19 protein-coding genes are annotated in these 17,857 nt (G+C 39.8%); 10 read left to right on the top strand and 9 right to left on the bottom strand.

Annotated elements, in window-relative coordinates; all coding sequences use genetic code 11:
- The 4 genes from L0668_RS20800 to L0668_RS19835 form a co-directional block, all read left to right on the top strand.
- Positions 1-120, top strand: a 120-nt coding sequence (locus L0668_RS20800; protein ID WP_441295212.1) for a transposase, incomplete at its 5' end; no start/stop codon positions are given.
- A 245-nt stretch (positions 121-365) separates the two neighbouring features.
- A complete protein-coding gene (locus tag L0668_RS19845; RefSeq protein ID WP_235314473.1) occupies positions 366-896 on the top strand; it encodes a hypothetical protein in 531 nt (176 codons plus the stop codon).
- Positions 897-985: 89 nt separating this feature from the next.
- Positions 986-1,648, top strand: coding sequence for a class I SAM-dependent methyltransferase (locus tag L0668_RS19840; RefSeq protein ID WP_235314472.1), 663 nt, complete (start codon positions 986-988; stop codon positions 1,646-1,648).
- Positions 1,587-2,027 carry a GFA family protein gene (locus L0668_RS19835; protein WP_349815660.1) on the top strand — a complete coding sequence of 147 codons (441 nt, stop codon included), beginning with the start codon at positions 1,587-1,589 and terminating at the stop codon, positions 2,025-2,027. Before L0668_RS19840 ends, L0668_RS19835 begins: the two co-directional genes overlap by 62 nt.
- A 126-nt stretch (positions 2,028-2,153) precedes the next feature.
- On the opposite strand, the gene L0668_RS19830 is transcribed toward L0668_RS19835, so the two are convergent.
- The gene (locus tag L0668_RS19830; protein WP_235314471.1) at positions 2,154-2,579 is read right to left on the bottom strand and encodes a MarR family winged helix-turn-helix transcriptional regulator; all 426 of its coding nucleotides are present in this window, start codon (positions 2,577-2,579) and stop codon (positions 2,154-2,156) included.
- An 88-nt stretch (positions 2,580-2,667) separates the two neighbouring features.
- Between L0668_RS19830 and L0668_RS19825 the strand changes: the two genes are divergently transcribed.
- The 4 genes from L0668_RS19825 (at position 2,668) to L0668_RS19810 (ending at position 5,063) form a co-directional block, all read left to right on the top strand.
- On the top strand, positions 2,668-3,081 hold the full coding sequence (locus tag L0668_RS19825) for an MAPEG family protein (RefSeq protein WP_235314470.1): 414 nt from the start codon (positions 2,668-2,670) through the stop codon (positions 3,079-3,081).
- A gap of 313 nt (positions 3,082-3,394) precedes the next feature.
- Complete coding sequence (locus tag L0668_RS19820; protein ID WP_235314469.1) at positions 3,395-3,667, top strand: hypothetical protein; 273 nt, start codon at positions 3,395-3,397, stop codon at positions 3,665-3,667.
- Between the two features lie 122 nt (positions 3,668-3,789).
- A complete protein-coding gene (locus L0668_RS19815) occupies positions 3,790-4,404 on the top strand; it encodes a hypothetical protein (RefSeq protein ID WP_235314468.1) in 615 nt (204 codons plus the stop codon).
- A 191-nt stretch (positions 4,405-4,595) separates the two neighbouring features.
- The gene (locus tag L0668_RS19810) at positions 4,596-5,063 is read left to right on the top strand and encodes a Dps family protein (protein ID WP_235314467.1); all 468 of its coding nucleotides are present in this window, start codon (positions 4,596-4,598) and stop codon (positions 5,061-5,063) included.
- A 445-nt stretch (positions 5,064-5,508) separates the two neighbouring features.
- Here the strand turns inward: L0668_RS19810 and L0668_RS19805 are convergent, their stop codons facing one another.
- The 8 genes from L0668_RS19805 to L0668_RS19770 form a co-directional block, all read right to left on the bottom strand.
- Positions 5,509-6,216: a DUF3379 domain-containing protein gene (locus L0668_RS19805; protein ID WP_235314466.1), complete on the bottom strand. Its 708-nt coding sequence runs from the start codon at positions 6,214-6,216 to the stop codon at positions 5,509-5,511.
- Positions 6,209-6,766, bottom strand: coding sequence for a sigma-70 family RNA polymerase sigma factor (locus L0668_RS19800; RefSeq protein ID WP_235314465.1), 558 nt, complete (start codon positions 6,764-6,766; stop codon positions 6,209-6,211). The genes L0668_RS19805 and L0668_RS19800 overlap by 8 nt, the downstream gene beginning before the upstream one ends.
- A 58-nt stretch (positions 6,767-6,824) precedes the next feature.
- Entirely contained in the window at positions 6,825-8,543 is a 1,719-nt protein-coding gene (locus tag L0668_RS19795; protein ID WP_235314464.1) for a BatD family protein, read from the bottom strand.
- A gap of 2 nt (positions 8,544-8,545) precedes the next feature.
- Positions 8,546-10,480 (bottom strand): vWA domain-containing protein, encoded by a 1,935-nt coding sequence (locus tag L0668_RS19790; RefSeq protein WP_235314463.1) that lies wholly within the window; start codon positions 10,478-10,480, stop codon positions 8,546-8,548.
- Positions 10,477-11,502: a vWA domain-containing protein gene (locus L0668_RS19785; RefSeq protein ID WP_235314462.1), complete on the bottom strand. Its 1,026-nt coding sequence runs from the start codon at positions 11,500-11,502 to the stop codon at positions 10,477-10,479. Before L0668_RS19785 ends, L0668_RS19790 begins: the two co-directional genes overlap by 4 nt.
- Positions 11,495-11,998, bottom strand: coding sequence for a DUF4381 domain-containing protein (locus tag L0668_RS19780; protein WP_235314461.1), 504 nt, complete (start codon positions 11,996-11,998; stop codon positions 11,495-11,497). Before L0668_RS19780 ends, L0668_RS19785 begins: the two co-directional genes overlap by 8 nt.
- Positions 11,998-12,948 (bottom strand): DUF58 domain-containing protein, encoded by a 951-nt coding sequence (locus tag L0668_RS19775; protein WP_235314460.1) that lies wholly within the window; start codon positions 12,946-12,948, stop codon positions 11,998-12,000. Before L0668_RS19775 ends, L0668_RS19780 begins: the two co-directional genes overlap by 1 nt.
- Before the next feature lie 79 nt (positions 12,949-13,027).
- Positions 13,028-13,984, bottom strand: coding sequence for an AAA family ATPase (locus L0668_RS19770; RefSeq protein WP_235314459.1), 957 nt, complete (start codon positions 13,982-13,984; stop codon positions 13,028-13,030).
- A 397-nt stretch (positions 13,985-14,381) separates the two neighbouring features.
- Between L0668_RS19770 and fadI the strand changes: the two genes are divergently transcribed.
- Complete coding sequence (gene fadI / locus L0668_RS19765; RefSeq protein ID WP_235314458.1) at positions 14,382-15,692, top strand: acetyl-CoA C-acyltransferase FadI; 1,311 nt, start codon at positions 14,382-14,384, stop codon at positions 15,690-15,692.
- 17 nt (positions 15,693-15,709) lie between these two features.
- A complete protein-coding gene (fadJ, locus tag L0668_RS19760) occupies positions 15,710-17,851 on the top strand; it encodes a fatty acid oxidation complex subunit alpha FadJ (protein WP_235314457.1) in 2,142 nt (713 codons plus the stop codon).
- Positions 17,852-17,857 lie beyond the last annotated feature (6 nt).

The following is a 17,857-nucleotide window of genomic DNA, read 5'->3' as shown; positions in this document are numbered from 1 at the left end:
AACAAAAAACTGAATCGTTTTAGCCTTCGAGGTAAAGATAAAGTGCAAGGCCAGTGGCACTTATTCTGTTTGATACAGAATATCGAAAAGCTCAAGAATTATGGGCAGATAACAGCATAGTTAGCTAAGTCCTAAGCCGTCTCCACCCAGTTTTATCCCCCACAACCGCCGTATCCCACTAGATAAACGCCAAAAAACTGAAAATACTTAACATGAGTAAAAAACTTTGCAAAATAGATTTATCCAAGGCAAAGTTCATAACACTTAAAAAATTAAATAAAGGCGAAGGAATGGTCAGTCAATATCGACTTTTTCTACAGCCTCGTTATGTGCTCGGATAAATCGAAATGTAGGAAAGTATAAATATGGAATACCTAATCTCTATCTCAACTGGTGTGTTATCTGGAATTGCAGCATCGGCGCTATTCTTGTGGTTTTCATTTTCATTTCTCAAACCTAAATTAATAATATCCCCTAACATTGCCGTTAACTTTGAAAATTCAGATAAAAAATATATAGAAATTAAGTTTATTAACAAATGTAGGCATGGCTTGAACAATGTCAAAGTCGAGATTTTAAAAAGCCAAACCAAGAATTCAGCGTCTGGGCCATTTATTGAACACAAAGAAGTAAAACACCGAGATATTTATCACATTGCGCCATACAACAAGAAAGATTCAAATGCGCGTTACGCCTTCAGAATTACAGAAGCTATAGATATTGATTCAATCTGGACTTCTGATGTTCAAGATTTTATTACAGTTATGGTTCATGCAACTCATTCCATGAGCGGTTTTTCTAAATCATTTCGGTACGAATACCGAAACAAAAGCAAAACTGTAAAAGCGGGAAATCACGGTTTTGGAGACGATTGTGAGGTTTACCCGAGCACATAACAAAAACATCATGGTGGGAATTTTACTCGCTGGCCTTCGGCCAAAAGCGCTCCTAAAATCCCCATATGTTAAGCGTTAAGGCATAGAAAATGAGTAAATCTGAAGAGTTTTGGGATGGGGCATCTAAGAGCTATGACAAAACCGAAGAGCGATTTGAGTATATCCATAATAGATCTAGAGAAAACACTAAGAGATTTCTAAAGGATAGCGATAGGGTTCTCGACTATGGCTGTGGTACTGGAACTGCAGCTTGTCAGTTTTCTGACCTAGTAAAAGAAATTCAAGCAATTGATATATCATCGAATATGATCGAGATAGCTAGGGGAAAAGCTGCGGTAGCAAACATCGAAAACGTAAGCTTTGAACAAGGCGATATATTTGACAGTAAATATTCAAATGAAAAATTTGATGTCATTCTCGCATTCAATATGTTGCATACAGTCCCTAATCCACAGGATGTAATGCTCAGAGTTGAAGATTTACTAAAGCCAGATGGTTTATTTATCTCTGTAACACCTTGTTTGCGTCAAAAGATGTCATTTCTAGTGAGCTTGCAAATCCAGCTCGTCAGCGTGCTGTGTAAGCTTGGTCTAATTCCAATACCTATAAGAAGGATTACTAGCTCTGACGTAGAAAGCTTACTTGCGGTTGGTGGGTTTCAAACACTAGAATCTGAAGAGATATATAAAGATGCTTCTAGCTATTTTGTGGTTGCAAAGAAATCAATCAAAACACACTGTTATATGTCTTGAGGTCGGAAAAACAAAAACTAGTATGAATAATATGAAAACTTTTCAAGGGTCGTGTCACTGCAACGCAGTTCAGTTTGAGATCGATACTGATCTACCGGAATTAACGACTTGCGACTGTTCTATTTGTATCCGTAAAAATGCTCTCATGGTTAAAGTTCATGAAAGCGCTATGCGCATTTTATCGGGCAGCGATTCGCTAACTACTTATCAATTCCATACTCATACAGCCGAACACTACTTTTGCAAGGTATGTGGTATTTACCCGTTCCATCGGAAGCGAGTTACACCCGATCACTATGGTGTCAATGTATTCTGCCTAGAAGGCTTTGACCCATCAGGTGTTCCTGTTCGTGCTACTGTCGGTGCAGGGATGAAATGATGTGTATTAAATCATCACATAACAAAGTGTTCAATTACGCTCCAGCCGGAAAAAAAAAGCGCGGCTTCCACGGGACAACCTACGCGTTGCTTCGGTTGCCCATTAAGACGGCGGTATGTTTGTTTACTAGATCAAATTAGCAATGACTTTATCGGTTAGTGTTTTAAGCAACTCAGCTTCATCACGGGTAATATCAGTGACCTGACACATCAACTGCTCAGGAATAGAACTAGCATCTTTTTGCATTTGCCATCCAGCTTCCGTTAATTTAATAAATTTAATACGCTTATCTTTATCTGAAGCGCGTAACTGCAATAACATTTTAGTATCGAGTTTTTTAAGTATTAAAGATAAAGCTCCGCCATCGATATGGGTTTTTTCTTTAACATATTTTACATCAACATTATCCTTTTCCCATAAAGCCATTAATACCAAATATTGAGGATAGGTAATGTCTAATTTATCTAAAAAAGGACGGTAAGCTCGTGTGATTGCATTCGAGGCTACATAGTACCGATGACATAATTGATTAGAGAGTTTTAATTGTTGCATATTTAGTTTGCGTGCAAAGTAGTTGCGTCAGACAGGTAATTATCTTACTATACTTTGCATGCAAATTAAATTAATTGGGGAACTCTTAATGTTTGAACAATACACTTACGTACTATTTATAGTTTTATCTTTGATTGCCATGGTAGTTATACAACAATTAGTGGCGACTATAGCCCATAGAAAACAAAGCGAATACATACCGGGTGTTGTAAGCTCCGAACTGGATCACTTTTCTTTTGTCTTTAGAAGTCATCGTACATTTTTAAATTCGTTAGAAAACGTGCCCATTTTTATATTGAGCGTGCTCGTTGCTATTATGTTGGGTATATCACCACAACATTTACTTAATGTTAGTATTATATTTTTTATAGCTCGTTTAGCTCATATGGTGTTGTTTTATGTTATTGCGACTAACAAAAACCCTAGCCCGCGTAGTTATTTCTATATGATTGGCTTGTTTGCACAGATGTATCTGATCGGGTTGCTATACATCTATTTCTAAGCTGAAAACGATATGACATTTATAGAACATAAAGCTGACTTAGAGTCATCAAGAGATTTATAATTTAGCAATGGATAAATTATAAATCTCATATTTAGTGTATAACTATGGAATAAACGGCATATAACAAGAGACTATGGCGTCAATAGTTAATTTATTGCTTTTGGTGCTTCCCACATCACACCATCTCTAAGCATTGAATGACTCTAGCCTATGGTAGTGAAACGCATAATAAGCAAAGGCATCATCGGCCTACGCGCCGGACGCATTAATCCGCGCAGCCTCTGTGGTCGTTATGTTTACAGGGGGTATAGTGTATTTATCTAAAAAGGATTTAGCTCAAAAAGAAAATCTTTCTCAAAGTGAGGCAGATGTAATATGGCGTAAATATTATTTTTGTGGCTGGAATCATATATTAACGTGGGGCGCTTTTTTTACAATTATTGCCGTAGTTTTTATCTTTGCTTTTCCCAGTTGGTTAGTGCCTAGTGCTGTCATTTTTTCACACGCATTTGTTGCCATCCCTATAGCATCAAAGGTTATGCGTAAATCGGTTCAAACAATGAAAAACAATGTAGTATCTTAAACATAACAAACCAATTTTGTTCAGTCTGCAAGTTGGCTTGGGAAAATTACTCGCTGCCACTTCGTGGCAAAATACTCACAATTCCCCCAAATTGGGGGAGTAGTATTATAAGCAGAATGCATATGGAAGTTGAACTTATAAGAGAAGCTTTTAAATCTGCGAGGGCAGGCTGGTATAAGCTGTTAGGTACGCTCGCGTTAATCAATCTTGTTCTCCTAATTGATTTAATTACTGGTAAACAGTTTCTATCTGATGCAGAGAGTATAAAAGCCCTCGGTTTAGAGGTACCAAGAATAGCTTTCTCACTTATATATTCGGTACTATTTGGCGTGTTTGTTTTGTGGTCTGTGGCTTCAACAAAAGTTTTCTCAGAAATCATAACTTCTTGCCACGAAAGTATTGAAAATATCCCTGAGTATCGGCTTTGGTTGTTGTCACCAATAAGCCAGTCAAAAGTCATTCGGATCATGTTCTGGCTTTTTGTGGCAGATGGATTAGTTATTCTAGCGTTAGTTTCATTCATCCATATTAATGAACTAATTGCCCCAAGCACGGAAAAAATGAGTACCAACACATACGTAGCCATAGGGTGGTTTTGTATTCTAGTGTTTTTGATTACGTTCATTACATTGCTATTTCATGTTCTACCAAAATGGCGGACTATTTACGTAGCAATCACAGAAAATACTAACAAATTAAACAAGGGTGACGCCGAGAATCCCGGCCCCCCTTCTTAAGGCCTTGAGGTTTTATGTTGATTCTGTTTGGTTTGCCATCGTCAAACCTATCCAGGTTTCACCTAGCAACGCGTTTTTTGATGTGTTTTTAGTATTAATTTTAAGGCTGGGACTTTTTCTACAGGCTCGTTATAATTTAATCGCTTCAGTTGGCATTATCATCAATCAAGTTTTACAAATGAGGAAATAAAATGATAGATATTGGTATTAGCAAAGAGAATAGAACAGAAATATCAAATGGTTTGAAGCACTTATTAGCTGATTCTTACACCTTGTATTTACAAACACACAACTTTCACTGGAATGTAACGGGTTTACAGTTTCGTGAGTTACACTTGATGTTTGAAGAACATTATACAGAGTTAGCTATTGCTGTTGATGATATTGCTGAACGGATAAGAACTCTTGATGTTCCTGCACCAGGAACTTATAAAGAGTTCTCAAAACTCAGCTCTATCAAAGAAGTTGATGGTGTTCCAAGTTCATCCGAAATGGTTGAGTTATTGACTAAGGGTCACGAGCAGGTAATTAAAACTTCCCGTAAAGTTTTAAAAATTGCGCAAAATGCAGACGATGAGTCAACATCAGCTCTTGTATCTGACCGTATGCGTGTACATGAAAAAACAGCTTGGATGTTAAGAGCTACTATAAAATCATAACAAGTTATTACCCACACAAGACGCTTAAACGGAAAAATTACAGTTGGCTGACGCTTTGTGCATTTTAGCCTAACTGTAATTTCCCGCTTGATTTGGCGTTAATTTATTGTCATTAGTATCCTTCTTTTCTTAGTGACAAAGGCATAAAACGCATGCGACCGACAAGGATGGCGGAAGTAGAGTAACGCAGCAGCAGTTACCGAAATTGCGGTGACTGAGTTGAATTATACCAATCGGCATAAATAAGTCGTCACTCAGAAAGCGTCCAGCGGATTGTGATTAAGGGGTCACTATGTAGTAATGGTTGTTCCCTTTTAAAATCTCGCTGAGAGGCCAATTATTTATGCAGATTGGTATTATCTTGGTGCGCACATCACATGCAATGTGCGCGAAGGGTATGCTTTTAATAAAGACAACAGGGGCACTTGTGCCCCTCACAAAACTATTAAGCTGAAAACTTAAAGTTTTGACTTAACGTTTGCTTAGCTTGCGTCATATCTGCGCCATCTTCACCTACTACTACTAAACTAGCCCGATTAAAATCAACAGCTTGGCTTTGGTAGGTTTTATCTTTTGAGCGACTACTATTGTCGTATTCTGCTTTGTTGGGTACCACAAACACGGTAACTTTTTGGCCGTTGAGTTGCATTACCATGTGCAGGCTTCTGACATTATCGAAGTCACAAAAATTAGCATAATAAATTTGGCCAATTTCCCCTGATAACTCTCCACCAAAACTGGCGAGTTTGGCATTTACTTGCTCGATACTGATATTTTCATTGGCATCAAGGGCATAACTGCCTTCAGCTCTAACATGGGCTATGGCATGTTCTGCCATGTTAATTAAGTTGCTTTGTTGCCATAAAGTAAAACTAATGCCCATCACAAATGCTACAGAAGCGGCAAGTGCTAAGTTGATGCGGTTTCTTTTTTTACTGAGCTCATGACAATGCATGGTTTGACGTAATATCAATTTACTGGCTAAGTCTTTAGGCACATTGACTTGGCTGGCATCACACATTTTAGCATCTAACTCTTTTAACTCTTTTATAAAGGCTCGTTTTTTGGGATCGTCTGCCGCGGCTTTTATAATATTTTCATCAGTACAATTAGGGTCTGCGTACAAGGTACGACGAAATTCTAAATCATCCATTTTGCACCTCCCACTGAGTGTCACTTTTTTCCAATGCATCCTTAACTTGATTACGGGCTCTAAAAAGCCGAGTCATGACGGTGTTTTTATTTAAATCTAGTTGTTTAGCTATTTCATCACCACTGTAGCCAAAAACGATTTGTAACATTAAGGGTTCTCTATATTCTTCACTTAACGAAGCCATGATGGCTCTGAGCTCTCTATGTTCGATTTGAACTTCGTTACTTAATGACTCATCTATTACTGAAACATCGTCGATATCCACCAAATCAAACTGTTTACGTTCAAACCTTCGAGCGTTTTCTCTACGTAATATGGTAATTAACCATGACTTAGCGGCTTTTTCATCTTTGAGTGAATCCAAGGATTTCCAAGCTCTAAGAAAGGTCTCTTGTACTATGTCTTCCGCTACGGCTTTGTCTTTAACTAACCAAATCGCGTAACGGTATATATCACTATGTAAAGCCAGTACTAATGCTTCATAGCGTTGTTGTTTATTTGCCATGTCATTAGAGACCGAGGCTTTATTGTTTTGCTTTCGTGAAAACATTTTAATTTATCCAATTACCCAAAAATGATGGAGCAGATTTTTAGGGTACAACAACACACTACCCATTTGGATACAAGGGCTGCAGCGATGAACTAGCTTTATCTTGCTGTGACCAACTTTTTCTCACTTCACGCAACACTTGATGTAATTCAGTGCTTTGCCAACTAGCTTGAGATTTAGCGTACCGAGCGGCCAACAGCTCGTCTATATGTTGAGTCAATACTGGGTTATTCACTCGTTTTAAATTTTGCTCTAGAGTAGCATTTTTATCTTTGGTTAAATGGGCTAGCCAAGTGGTGAGCTGATTATGAATATCTTGTGCTCGTCCAGTATTTAGCGATTTTTCTAAGGCCTTCCATGCGGTTTTTTCATTATCACTGGTTCTGACTGTAGAGGGTTTTGATTGCCTTTTACCCTTAAAGCTTGTCGCGTGTTTCCACCAAGCGACTAGTGTGACTAACCATAAAACCAATAAACTGATACTCAGCCATTGCCAATATTGTTCCACCCCAGTTATTTGCACTATGGATTGTGTATTTGTATTGCTTGGCTCTGGAGTTGAATTGGCAGCTGGCGCTAAAGTAGGGGCTATCGGGAGTGCGCTACCGGATTGAGTTGCGGCGGGTACGACCTGAATAGTTTTGGCTGGCAAGGTGGCGTATTCAGTTTTTTGGGTAATAGTGTTAAACCAAGGAATTTTAACCTCTGGAATGGTTAGTTTGCCAGCTTGACTGGGTATTATGGCAATAGATTCTTTACGTTGTGAAATCAGCGTATTGTCTTTTTCAATCGTAGTAGTTTCAGCTTGATCTGGATAGGTCTTGACTGTGTTTGGATATTGACTATTTAATTCAGGTAATTGCTCCTCAATCACGCCAATAGCTGTTAACGTCATAGTACGAGTAATGGGTTCACCGGCGATATAGTCTCCATCCTTACCTTGCCACTCATCATCTATTTGCACGAACTCACTGGGTAACCAATGCTCATTGTAGTTACTTGGAATGGGTAATACTTCAATTTGTTGGGCAGGGCCCACGCGATTGACCGCTTTACTACGATTAAAAAATCCAAAACTTTGGCGGCTATTGTCGACCACTTCACCTTCAAATAAAGGCCCTTCAATATTAAAGGTGCCACTTTGTTGGGGAATAATCGCAAAAGAACGTTCAATAATGCGGTAACGCTTTCCGTCGACAATTTCATTGTATTCTTTGTCTTTACCAATTTGACGTATGTCGGCATTTTCTAGGGTTGGACTAGATAAACTACCTCTTTGCAGATCTTTAGCTAAATGTAATTTAACTGTGTAATGCACTTGCTGCTGTAGGTAAACCTTGTCTACGTCGACATCTGTAGTAATAAATAAATCACGGCCTTGTGACGATTTTCCCGCTGTTACGGGTACTACAACTAAGTCTATTTCTTTGGTTTTACTACCGGCAATATCAAATGCTGGGATGGTATAAATTCCTCTTTTTTTAGGAATAATTGTTGTTGTCCAGGTAGTGCTTCTAGTGGTAGTGAAATTGATCATTTGGGTTTGGGAGCTGACAGACGTTCTGCCCACAGTGAAGTCTTTTAAAAGAGCTGAAGAATCAAATGCACCTCTATCCACATCGCCATTTGCCACTATAGTTAGGTTAAACGATTCATCAACCATCACTGGATTTTTGTCAACGCTAGCGGTGACTTCCACTTGTTGGGCTTGCACAGAGCCACTCAAAACCAGTAACACTATACTTAAACGGTTAAATATTTTTATTAAACTATTCACTACTACCAATTCCCCTGAATATTAGTTGGTAACCTTTCTCTTTTGCGTCTTTGTGCTTCGATTTGCATTTTGCGTTTTAACAAAAATGCAGGATCATCTGGAACCCGGTTTAACAAAGTCTGCATGCGTTGCATTTGTTCTTTTTGTTCGTCGGTTAACTCCGTCTCTTGTGCTTGCGCAGCTTGGGCTTGCTGTTCTTCACTTTGTTCTTCGTTTTCTTCTTCAGCTTGTTGCTGAGCTTGTTCGCTCTCTTCACCTTCAGAGCCTTGTTGTTCGTTTTCTTCGCCTTGGGAGCCTTGTTGCTCGTTTTGCTCGGAATTTTGCTCGGAATCTTGTTGGTCCTGTTCCTGCTGAGACTGACTGTCTTGGCCATCTTGTTGTTCTTGTTGTTCTTGTTGTTCTTGTTGATCGCCTTGTTGGTTTTCACCATCTTGTTGTTGATCACCTTGTTGCTGATCTTGCTCAGATTGTTCGCCATCCTCACCGTCAGACTGGTCTTGTTGATCTTGATTCTGTTGCTCTTGCTGCTGTTTGAGTTTTTCTAACAGTGCTTTATTGGTTAAGGCATCTTGATGTTCAGGCTGTTGTGCTAATACTTGATCATAGGCCGCAATCGCTTTATCTAACTCTTGCATTTGGGCTAGAGTGTTACCCATATTGTATAAGGCATCGATATTGTTAGCATCAGCCTTTGCCGCTTGAGAATAAGACTTTAGGGCTTCTTCATAATTTTTATTTTTATAATGAGCGTTACCTTGCCACATGGGGTCGTCGAATTGACCAGCAGCCTTTTCGAAGTCGGTACTTTTATAGGACTTCATGGCTTGTTGATCACTGGTTTGCCACATGTCTTGCCACCAATCCGCTTGGGCTTGAGGAGTGTAGACCGGCAATAAAACCGCCGCCAGTAATACTGTAATTATGCCACGTCGAAAGGCATAAGCTGCAATTGGTAATAATAGCAGTAACAAGTAAGGACCCATTTCTTGCCATTTATCCCCGAAACTATCTTTTTCGTTTTCTTCTTTTGATTCCTCGTCTTGCTCTTCCTCTAACAGGCTTTGATCAAGTAAATAATCGATATCGCTATCGTCTGTTTGCATAGGCGCATATCTGCCACCGCCAGAACTAGCTAATGAGCTTAAGTTACTCGTGGTTAACTTAGGGATAACGATTGCTCCTCGACTATCCTTTAATAATTCGCCATTGGTTTGTTGAATAGGGGCGCCTTCTTCAGTGCCAACAGCTAGGATAGATAAACGAAACAGTGAGCCATTTAGAATTTCACTGACTTCTTTCATTTGTTGGTTTTCAACTCCATCTGTGATCCAAAAGATTTCACCTTGTTGATAACCTGCATTTTGTAATAACTCTATAGCTGCCTGTAAACCTAAGGCGGGATCGCTACCGGCAATAGGCATTATTTCTGGGGTTAAACTAGGTATTAAGGTGGTTAAGTTTTGTGCATCTGAACTTAGCGGACTAATGGTAAATGCATCTCCTGCATAAGCCACTAAACCTGTTTCACCTTCGGTAATAGCATTAACTAAATCTATGGCTTTGTATTTAGCTCGGGTTAACCTATTGGGAGTCACATCCGTGGCGCGCATTGACAAAGACATATCAATTAGTACTACCTTACCTGTGTTTAATTGATAAACCGGCTGTGGCAATCGCTCCCAAGTGGGGCCAGCTAAGGCCAAGGTTGCTATTACCCAAGCCAAGGCTAATAAAAAAAGTGGGGGACGGGTTTGTTTGGCGCCGTCTGAAGTCATTAAATGTTGATACAAGTGACTCGCTAATACCGATTGCCAGCCCGATTGCTGTTTTTGAATGTGGCGAGTTAGCCCCACTATGATTAATAATGGAATAATCGCCCACAACCAGTGGGGGCGAATAAAATGAAACTCGTTCATTAAGGACAATTGGTCAATCATTGTTTGCCCTCTGTTAGGTGTTTGTTCTGATTAACAATAAATTGCGTGAATTGTTTTAGTAACGGCCATAAGGCCATTAACACTGTGATAAGTAATGCCAATCCTAAAGGATAAAAATACAAGGCCTTTAATGGGCGCATTTGTTTGCTTTCTCGTGCTATGGGTTCAAGCTCATCTAAAGTGGCATATATTTGTTGTAGTGACTGGGCGTCTCTGGCTCTAAAGTATTGGCCGCCAGTAGAGGTGGCTATTTCGGTTAACATGTCTTCATCCAAATCTTGCGACGGATTCACTTGTCTGTTGCCAAAAAAGCTTTGCACTAACATTTTGTCTGCACCTACACCTATAGTGTAAATGGTCACGCCATTATTTACGGCTAGTTCATTAGCTTGTTCTGGGGTGATGTTACCTGCCGTATTTTGCCCATCGGTTAATAACACTAATACTTTGTTGGATTCTTCACGGGCTTCAAAACGTTTAATGGCCAGTCCAATGGCATCCCCTATAGCGGTTTGTTCACCCACTAAGCCAATTAAGGATTCTTTAAGCAGTTGATCAACTGTTTCTCTATCGTAAGTTAATGGTGCTTGTAAATAGGCAGTATCAGCGAACAAAATCAGGCCTAGGCGATCACCTACGCGGCGCTGAATAAAGTCACTTAATACAAATTTGATCATGCTTAGCCTGTCCACTTGTCGGCCATTAACTTGCATGTCATCAATTTTCATACTGCCAGATAGATCTACTGCTATCATTAAATCGCGACCTTCTGCAGGAATGCTCACAGGCTCACCTAACCATTGAGGACGAGCTGTGGCTATGACTAATAATATCCAAGCAATTGCAGCTAATAGTAATTTAAGTTTATTCGTACCTTTATGTGTTTGTGTGGTTTCTATACCAGCAGTTAAACTCGGTACCCGAAGCGCCGCTTGTTGGCCTTGTTTTTTGCTAGGTAATAATAATGCCAATAGTGGTAAAGGTAAGGCATACAATGCCCATATCCATTCAAACTCAAGCATAACTCTGCTCCAGTTTTTGTTTGGTTTTTTTGTTAGGCGGCAGAGCTTGGTTTATCCAAGTGGTTGCCAGTTGTTTGTACTCTATTTGGTCAGTATGTTCAGCCTCATGCTTACGATACAAACTATTTTGCATATCTTGTATGACGGGGGATAATTTTTCGGCTTGTTTGTCTGATAAGGCGTTAGCTAAAAACTCTGCCCATTGACTGCCATGCAGTTTTTGCACAGAAATATTGCTGAAATAAGCCATAGCCACACGTTTTAACAATTGGTTTATTTGAGCTGCGTAATTGGGGGCTTGTTCATTTAATTTATTGAGCTCCTGTAAGGCCCACTTTTTATTTTTGCGCACACGGTAAAAAGCGATTAGCCATTTGCTGGTTAGCACTATGGCTATCACTATTAAAATAGCTAATATCCACCACCCATAAGCTAAAGGCCAGAGCCCAATTTCGGCTGGGGAATGAATATCTTGTAAGTTCTCTAAGGGGTTCATTAACGTCTTCCCCCAGAAAAAGGATCTAGTTGCGACGCCAAAGGCACCCCTGCATTAATATCGATGACTTGTACTTTGCACTGTTTTAATGTGTGTTTAAGTTTTTCAAAGTAAGTTTGATGTTGATTAGTGTATTGCTGTTCAGTGGCCTTTTCGCCTAATATTATTTGTTGCCTATTTTTACCGTCGCTTAATGCCACTCTTTGGCTGGTTTTGACTTTGGGTAATTGATGCTCAAAAGGATCACTAATTGGATGGGCGATAACTTCGCAATGTTTGCTCATCTGGGAAATATGTTGTTTAGCGACTTCATCCAACTGACTAAAATCACTGATAATAAAAATTAAACTACCTGGGTGTGCTAGGCGGCGAATTCTGGCACAAGCATCCGCTAGGGTGACTTGAGGTGTTTGTTGATCTTGCGGCTGTTGCTGGATTTTAATCATGCTGTTAAGTAACGACAATACCGCTTTTTGACGGGTAAACGGTTTACACTCAATATGCTGGTGCTGATTAAATACTAATCCCCCAATACGATCCCCTCGTTTACGCGCAGCCCAAGCTATAAGGGCGCTAAGGTGGGCCGCTTGGACGGATTTGAACAATAGTTGAGTGCCAAATTGCATGCTAGATGACAAATCTGTTAGTACAAATACAGGGCGCTCTTTTTCTTCACGATATAATTTTGTATGGGTTTTGCCAGTACGAGCCGTTACACGCCAGTCAATTGCGCGAATATCATCTCCAGGTTGGTAATGACGGGCTTCGTCAAACTCCATACCTCGGCCTTTAGTTTTGGCCAAATAAGCGCCGGCAAGTTTAGCTTGCACCGTTTTGCGAGGCGATAGATTGATTAAACCTGTTTTAGCTTGGTAGTGGATTAATTCCTTGATACCAAGATCAACACCATTGCTGTGGTGTTTTGTTAGCCATTGTGCAATATCTTGCATGTTTCTACCTGTTCATTCTTGTCACTAAAAAGTCATAACTTAAGAGTTTCTTATTAAAAGACTCACTTAACGTATTTGCTTAAGGAACAGGGACTAACTGCAAAATTTTATCTAACACTTGATTGCGACCAATGCCTTCGGCTTCAGCTTCGTAACTTAGTAATACTCTGTGACGTAACACATTATGAAATACTGCTTGAATATTGTCTGGGCCAACAAAATCACGACCCATTAACCAAGCATGTGCACGGGCACATTTATCCAAAGCTATGGTGGCCCTTGGACTGGCACCAAATTCAATCCAAGTGGCAAGCTCTTGGTTGTACTTTTCGGGTTGGCGGGTAGCAATAATGAGTTGTACTAAATATTGTTCTAAACTGTCGTCTAAGTGAATTTTCAGCATATCTTGACGGGCGTTAAATATGTCGGTTTGTGACAAAGATGGCGGACTCACTGGCTCTTTGTGCATAGCTTCATTACGCGTTAAACGTAATATTTCCATTTCTGTATCGGCACCTGGGTAGTCGATTTCTAGGTGCATCAAAAAGCGGTCTAATTGGGCTTCTGGAAGAGGGTAGGTACCTTCTTGCTCAATAGGGTTTTGGGTGGCCATAACTAAAAACAAGTCGGGTAAATTATAGGTTTTGTTACCTACAGTAATTTGTCCCTCGGCCATGGCTTCAAGTAATGCTGATTGCACTTTAGCTGGTGCTCGGTTGATCTCATCAGCTAATACTAGATTATGAAACAAAGGACCTTGTTGAAACACAAAATTGCCTGTTTCAGGACGATAAATATCTGTACCGGTTAAATCTGCTGGTAATAAATCTGGGGTAAACTGCACCCGATGAAAGTCACCTTCAACACTTTTAGCTAGGGCGGTAACCGCTCGAGTTTTTGCTAATCCAGGAGGGCCCTCTACTAATAAATGTCCATCTGCTAATAAGGCGACCAAAATATTTCTGGTTAGGGTTTGTTGGCCGATAACTTGACTGTCTAAATAAGCTTGTAATTGATTAAATTGAGCGACTGGCATGACGTAAACTTTTTCCTTCTTAACTGGGAATTAACTAAACTCGGAAATTTTTATAAAAACTGAATGCCCTTAAAGACAATGCTACCTGATATAAGGTTCATCCCTAGAAAAACAATGTTACAAAGCTTTTAATTTTGCTAATGCTTTTAGAACAACAGGGTATTAATGGGGTGTAAATTAACTCAACAATAATACTTAGATAGACTAGACTTAGACAGATTTTAAATTACTTAACTAATACTTAACTATTTGTTTTAAATGTAATTTAAAGCTAACTAACTGTTCTGGTATGACCATACTTGAAGTCGTGGGTGTATCTCTGTACAATCATCTCAAAATTACAGGTCAGACCACTGTGTTTGTGTACTAATTAGTGATAAGGCAAGAAGGTTAAATAATGACGACTAAACAAATAGTTAAAACCAGAGAAGGCGACAGGATCGCTATTGTGGCAGGCTTGAGAACGCCTTTTGCCAAAATGGCAACTAACTTTCACGGTGTACCCGCTGTTGACTTAGGTAAGATGGTGGTTAATGAAATGTTGACCCGCAATGATCTTGATCCAAAGATAATAGAACAATTAGTTTATGGCCAAGTGGTACAAATGCCTGAAGCGCCAAATATTGCCCGAGAAATAGTGTTAGGCACAGGCATGGATATAAAAACCGATGCTTATAGTGTATCTAGGGCTTGTGCTACTAGCTTTCAATCAACAGTGAGTATTGCTGAGTCTATGATGGCCGGTAATATTAGCGTGGGCGTAGCGGGGGGGGCAGATTCGACTTCTGTATCGCCAATCGGTGTGTCTAAAAAACTAGGCCGTGCTTTAGTTGATTTACAAAAAACCAAAACCTTAGGTCAGAAATGGCAAGTATTAAAAAAACTGGGTTTAAAAGATTTATTACCTGTACCGCCTGCAGTAGCCGAATATTCTACTGGATTGTCTATGGGACAAACTGCCGAACAGATGGCTAAAACCCATCAAATAAGTCGTCAAGACCAAGATGCGCTAGCCCATCGTTCTCATACCTTAGCTGCACAAAGTTGGACTGATGGTAAATTAGCCAACGAGGTTATGACCGCATATCCCGAGCCTTATAAAGCTCCATTTGAAAAAGACAATAACGTGCGTTTTGATTCTAAACTGGAAGGTTATGCTAAGTTACGCCCTGTGTTTGATCGTCAACATGGTTCGGTTACCGCTGCCAACGCTACACCTTTAACTGATGGCGCATCTGCTATTGTTATGATGACTGAGAGTCGAGCGAAAGCCTTGGGTTACCAACCCCTTGGTTATATTAAAAGTTACGCTTGGGCGGCAATTGATGTTTGGCAAGATATGCTGATGGGGCCGTCTTATGCCACACCTATGGCATTGGATAGAGCCGGTATGAACCTAAATGATCTGACCTTAATTGAAATGCATGAGGCTTTTGCTGCGCAAACTTTGGCTAATCTTAAAATGTTTGCCAGTGACAAATTTGCTCAAGACAAGTTGGGCAGAAGCCAAGCAACTGGTGAAGTGGATATGGACAAATTTAACGTAATGGGCAGCTCTTTAGCTTATGGACATCCATTTGCTGCAACGGGTACACGTATGATCACGCAAATGTTGAATGAACTTAATCGTAGAGGTGGTGGTACTGGTTTATTGACCGCATGCGCGGCCGGTGGTCTTGCAGCAGCTATGATCGTTGAAACAGAATAGGGTATAGGTATTGAATAATGACAACTAATGAAAACACTCCAACATCAAACGCTTTTACTCTAGATGTTCGCGACGATGGTATCGCCATATTGACTATGGATGTACCAGGCGAAACCATGAACACCTTAAAAATGGAGTTTGCTGAGCAAATAGAGGCTGTGCTTCAACAAATTCAAGCTGATCCCAGTATTAAAGGCGTGGTACTGATTAGCGGTAAATCAAACTCATTTGTAGCTGGCGCTGATATCAGTATGTTGGCAGCTTGTGAAACAGCAGAAGATGCCACGGCCATTGCTAAAAGCGGTCAAGACATGTTCAAACGTATCGAAGATATGCCTATCACTTTTGTGGCAGCAATTCATGGCCCAGCCCTTGGAGGTGGATTAGAGTTAGCGTTAGCTTGTCATTATCGTGTATGTAGTGATGATGCTAAGACTCAAATGGGCTTACCAGAAGTGCAACTAGGCTTGTTACCTGGTAGTGGTGGGACGCAAAGATTACCTCGCTTAATTAGCGTACAACAAGCAATGAAAATGATGTTAACTGGTGCCCCAGTTAGAGCCAAACAAGCTAAAAAATACGGCATTGTGGATGACATGGTACCTCAAGCCATATTGCTTGATGTGGCTATTCAAATGGCTAAAAAATCAAAGCCCAAACGTCAGGGCCCTAAACTAAATCTAATGGGTAAGTTTTTGGAGAAAACGTCTTTTGGTCGTAAGACTATGTTTAATCAAGCTCGCAAACAAACTTTAAGTAAAACTCAAGGTAATTATCCTTCACCAGAGCTGATTATTGATTGTATTGAAACTGGTTTAAATAAAGGCATGATCAAAGGTTTGGAAGTGGAAGCGGGGCACTTTGGTCATTTAGTCAAAACTCCAGAGTCTGAATCACTGCGAAGTATCTTTTTTGCCACCACTGAAATGAAAAAAGAAAATGGTGTTGATGGAGTTGAGTCTGCCTCATTATCTAAAATTGGTGTGTTAGGTGGTGGATTAATGGGCGGAGGCATTGCTTTTGTGACTGCAGCCAAAGCAGGATTACCAGCGAGAATTAAAGATATTCGCCCTGAAGGTATTTCTAATGCGATTAAATACAGCTACGACATACTGAATAAAAAAGTAAAACGTCGCTTCATTAAAAAATCAGAAATGCAAAAGCAGTTATCTTTATTGACGGGTACCTTAGATTATTCTGGTTTAGGCAACGCTGATGTGGTGATTGAAGCCGTCTTTGAAAATTTAGAGCTTAAACAGAAGATGGTAGAAGAAGTGGAAAACAATTGTGCCGAGCATACAATTTTTGCATCAAACACCTCGTCGATTCCTATTTCTCAAATTGCAGAAAAAGCACAAAGGCCAGAGCAGGTAATTGGTTTACATTATTTTTCTCCGGTAGACAAAATGCCTTTAGCTGAGGTGATTGCCCATGAAAAAACCTCTGATTTAACTATTTCTACTACGGTAGAGCTTGCCAAAAAACAAGGTAAAACACCTATTGTAGTAAAAGACGGTGCAGGGTTTTATGTGAATCGTATTTTAGCGCCATACATGAATGCGGCCGCTGAAGCTTTAATGGCTGGTGAGCCTATTGAAAATATAGACAAGGCTTTAGTAAAGTTTGGTTTTCCGGTGGGGCCAGTCAAACTATTGGATGAAGTGGGGATTGATGTAGGCACTAAGATTGGACCTATTTTGCAGGCTCAATTTGGTGATCGTTTTGCCTTTAACCCAAGTTTTGACAAGGTACTAGAAGACGATCGTAAAGGTAAGAAGAATAAAAAAGGTTTCTACAATTATTCTGGCAAAAAGCCTGGCAAAGAAGTCGATCAAACTATCTATACGTTATTGGGTGTAACCCCTGCGAGTAAAATGAGTAATGAACAAATAGCTGAACGATGTGTATTATTGATGTTAAATGAAGCAGCTATGTGTTTAGATGAAGGTGTAATTCGTAGTGCTAGAGATGGTGATATTGGCGCAATATTTGGTATTGGGTTTCCTCCATTCTTAGGTGGACCATTCCGCTATATGCACTCATTAGGTATTTCTCATGTAGTTGCTAGATTAAAACATTACCAAAACTTATTAGGTGATAATTATGCACCTGCTACCTGTTTACAAAAAATGTCAGATGAAGGACGTTCTTTTTATTAAGAAGTT

The organism is Paraglaciecola algarum (assembly GCF_021532655.1).
Taxonomy (GTDB): Bacteria; Pseudomonadota; Gammaproteobacteria; order Enterobacterales; family Alteromonadaceae; genus Paraglaciecola; species Paraglaciecola algarum.
The sequence above is the reverse complement of the archived record's forward strand: the minus strand, read 5'-3'. Positions and strand labels throughout refer to the sequence as shown.

Coding starts and splice junctions, on each gene's coding strand:
- L0668_RS19785 (WP_235314462.1), bottom strand. CDS start 11,502: ATGCTTGAGTTTGAATGGATATGGGCATTGTATGCCTTACCTTTACCA.
- L0668_RS19845 (WP_235314473.1), top strand. CDS start 366: ATGGAATACCTAATCTCTATCTCAACTGGTGTGTTATCTGGAATTGCA.
- L0668_RS19815 (WP_235314468.1), top strand. CDS start 3,790: ATGGAAGTTGAACTTATAAGAGAAGCTTTTAAATCTGCGAGGGCAGGC.
- L0668_RS19790 (WP_235314463.1), bottom strand. CDS start 10,480: ATGATTGACCAATTGTCCTTAATGAACGAGTTTCATTTTATTCGCCCC.
- fadJ (WP_235314457.1), top strand. CDS start 15,710: ATGACAACTAATGAAAACACTCCAACATCAAACGCTTTTACTCTAGAT.
- L0668_RS19810 (WP_235314467.1), top strand. CDS start 4,596: ATGATAGATATTGGTATTAGCAAAGAGAATAGAACAGAAATATCAAAT.
- L0668_RS19775 (WP_235314460.1), bottom strand. CDS start 12,948: ATGCAAGATATTGCACAATGGCTAACAAAACACCACAGCAATGGTGTT.
- fadI (WP_235314458.1), top strand. CDS start 14,382: ATGACGACTAAACAAATAGTTAAAACCAGAGAAGGCGACAGGATCGCT.
- L0668_RS19835 (WP_349815660.1), top strand. CDS start 1,587: ATGCTTCTAGCTATTTTGTGGTTGCAAAGAAATCAATCAAAACACACT.
- L0668_RS19830 (WP_235314471.1), bottom strand. CDS start 2,579: ATGCAACAATTAAAACTCTCTAATCAATTATGTCATCGGTACTATGTA.
- L0668_RS19840 (WP_235314472.1), top strand. CDS start 986: ATGAGTAAATCTGAAGAGTTTTGGGATGGGGCATCTAAGAGCTATGAC.
- L0668_RS19805 (WP_235314466.1), bottom strand. CDS start 6,216: ATGGATGATTTAGAATTTCGTCGTACCTTGTACGCAGACCCTAATTGT.
- L0668_RS19800 (WP_235314465.1), bottom strand. CDS start 6,766: ATGTTTTCACGAAAGCAAAACAATAAAGCCTCGGTCTCTAATGACATG.
- L0668_RS19770 (WP_235314459.1), bottom strand. CDS start 13,984: ATGCCAGTCGCTCAATTTAATCAATTACAAGCTTATTTAGACAGTCAA.
- L0668_RS19780 (WP_235314461.1), bottom strand. CDS start 11,998: ATGAACCCCTTAGAGAACTTACAAGATATTCATTCCCCAGCCGAAATT.
- L0668_RS19825 (WP_235314470.1), top strand. CDS start 2,668: ATGTTTGAACAATACACTTACGTACTATTTATAGTTTTATCTTTGATT.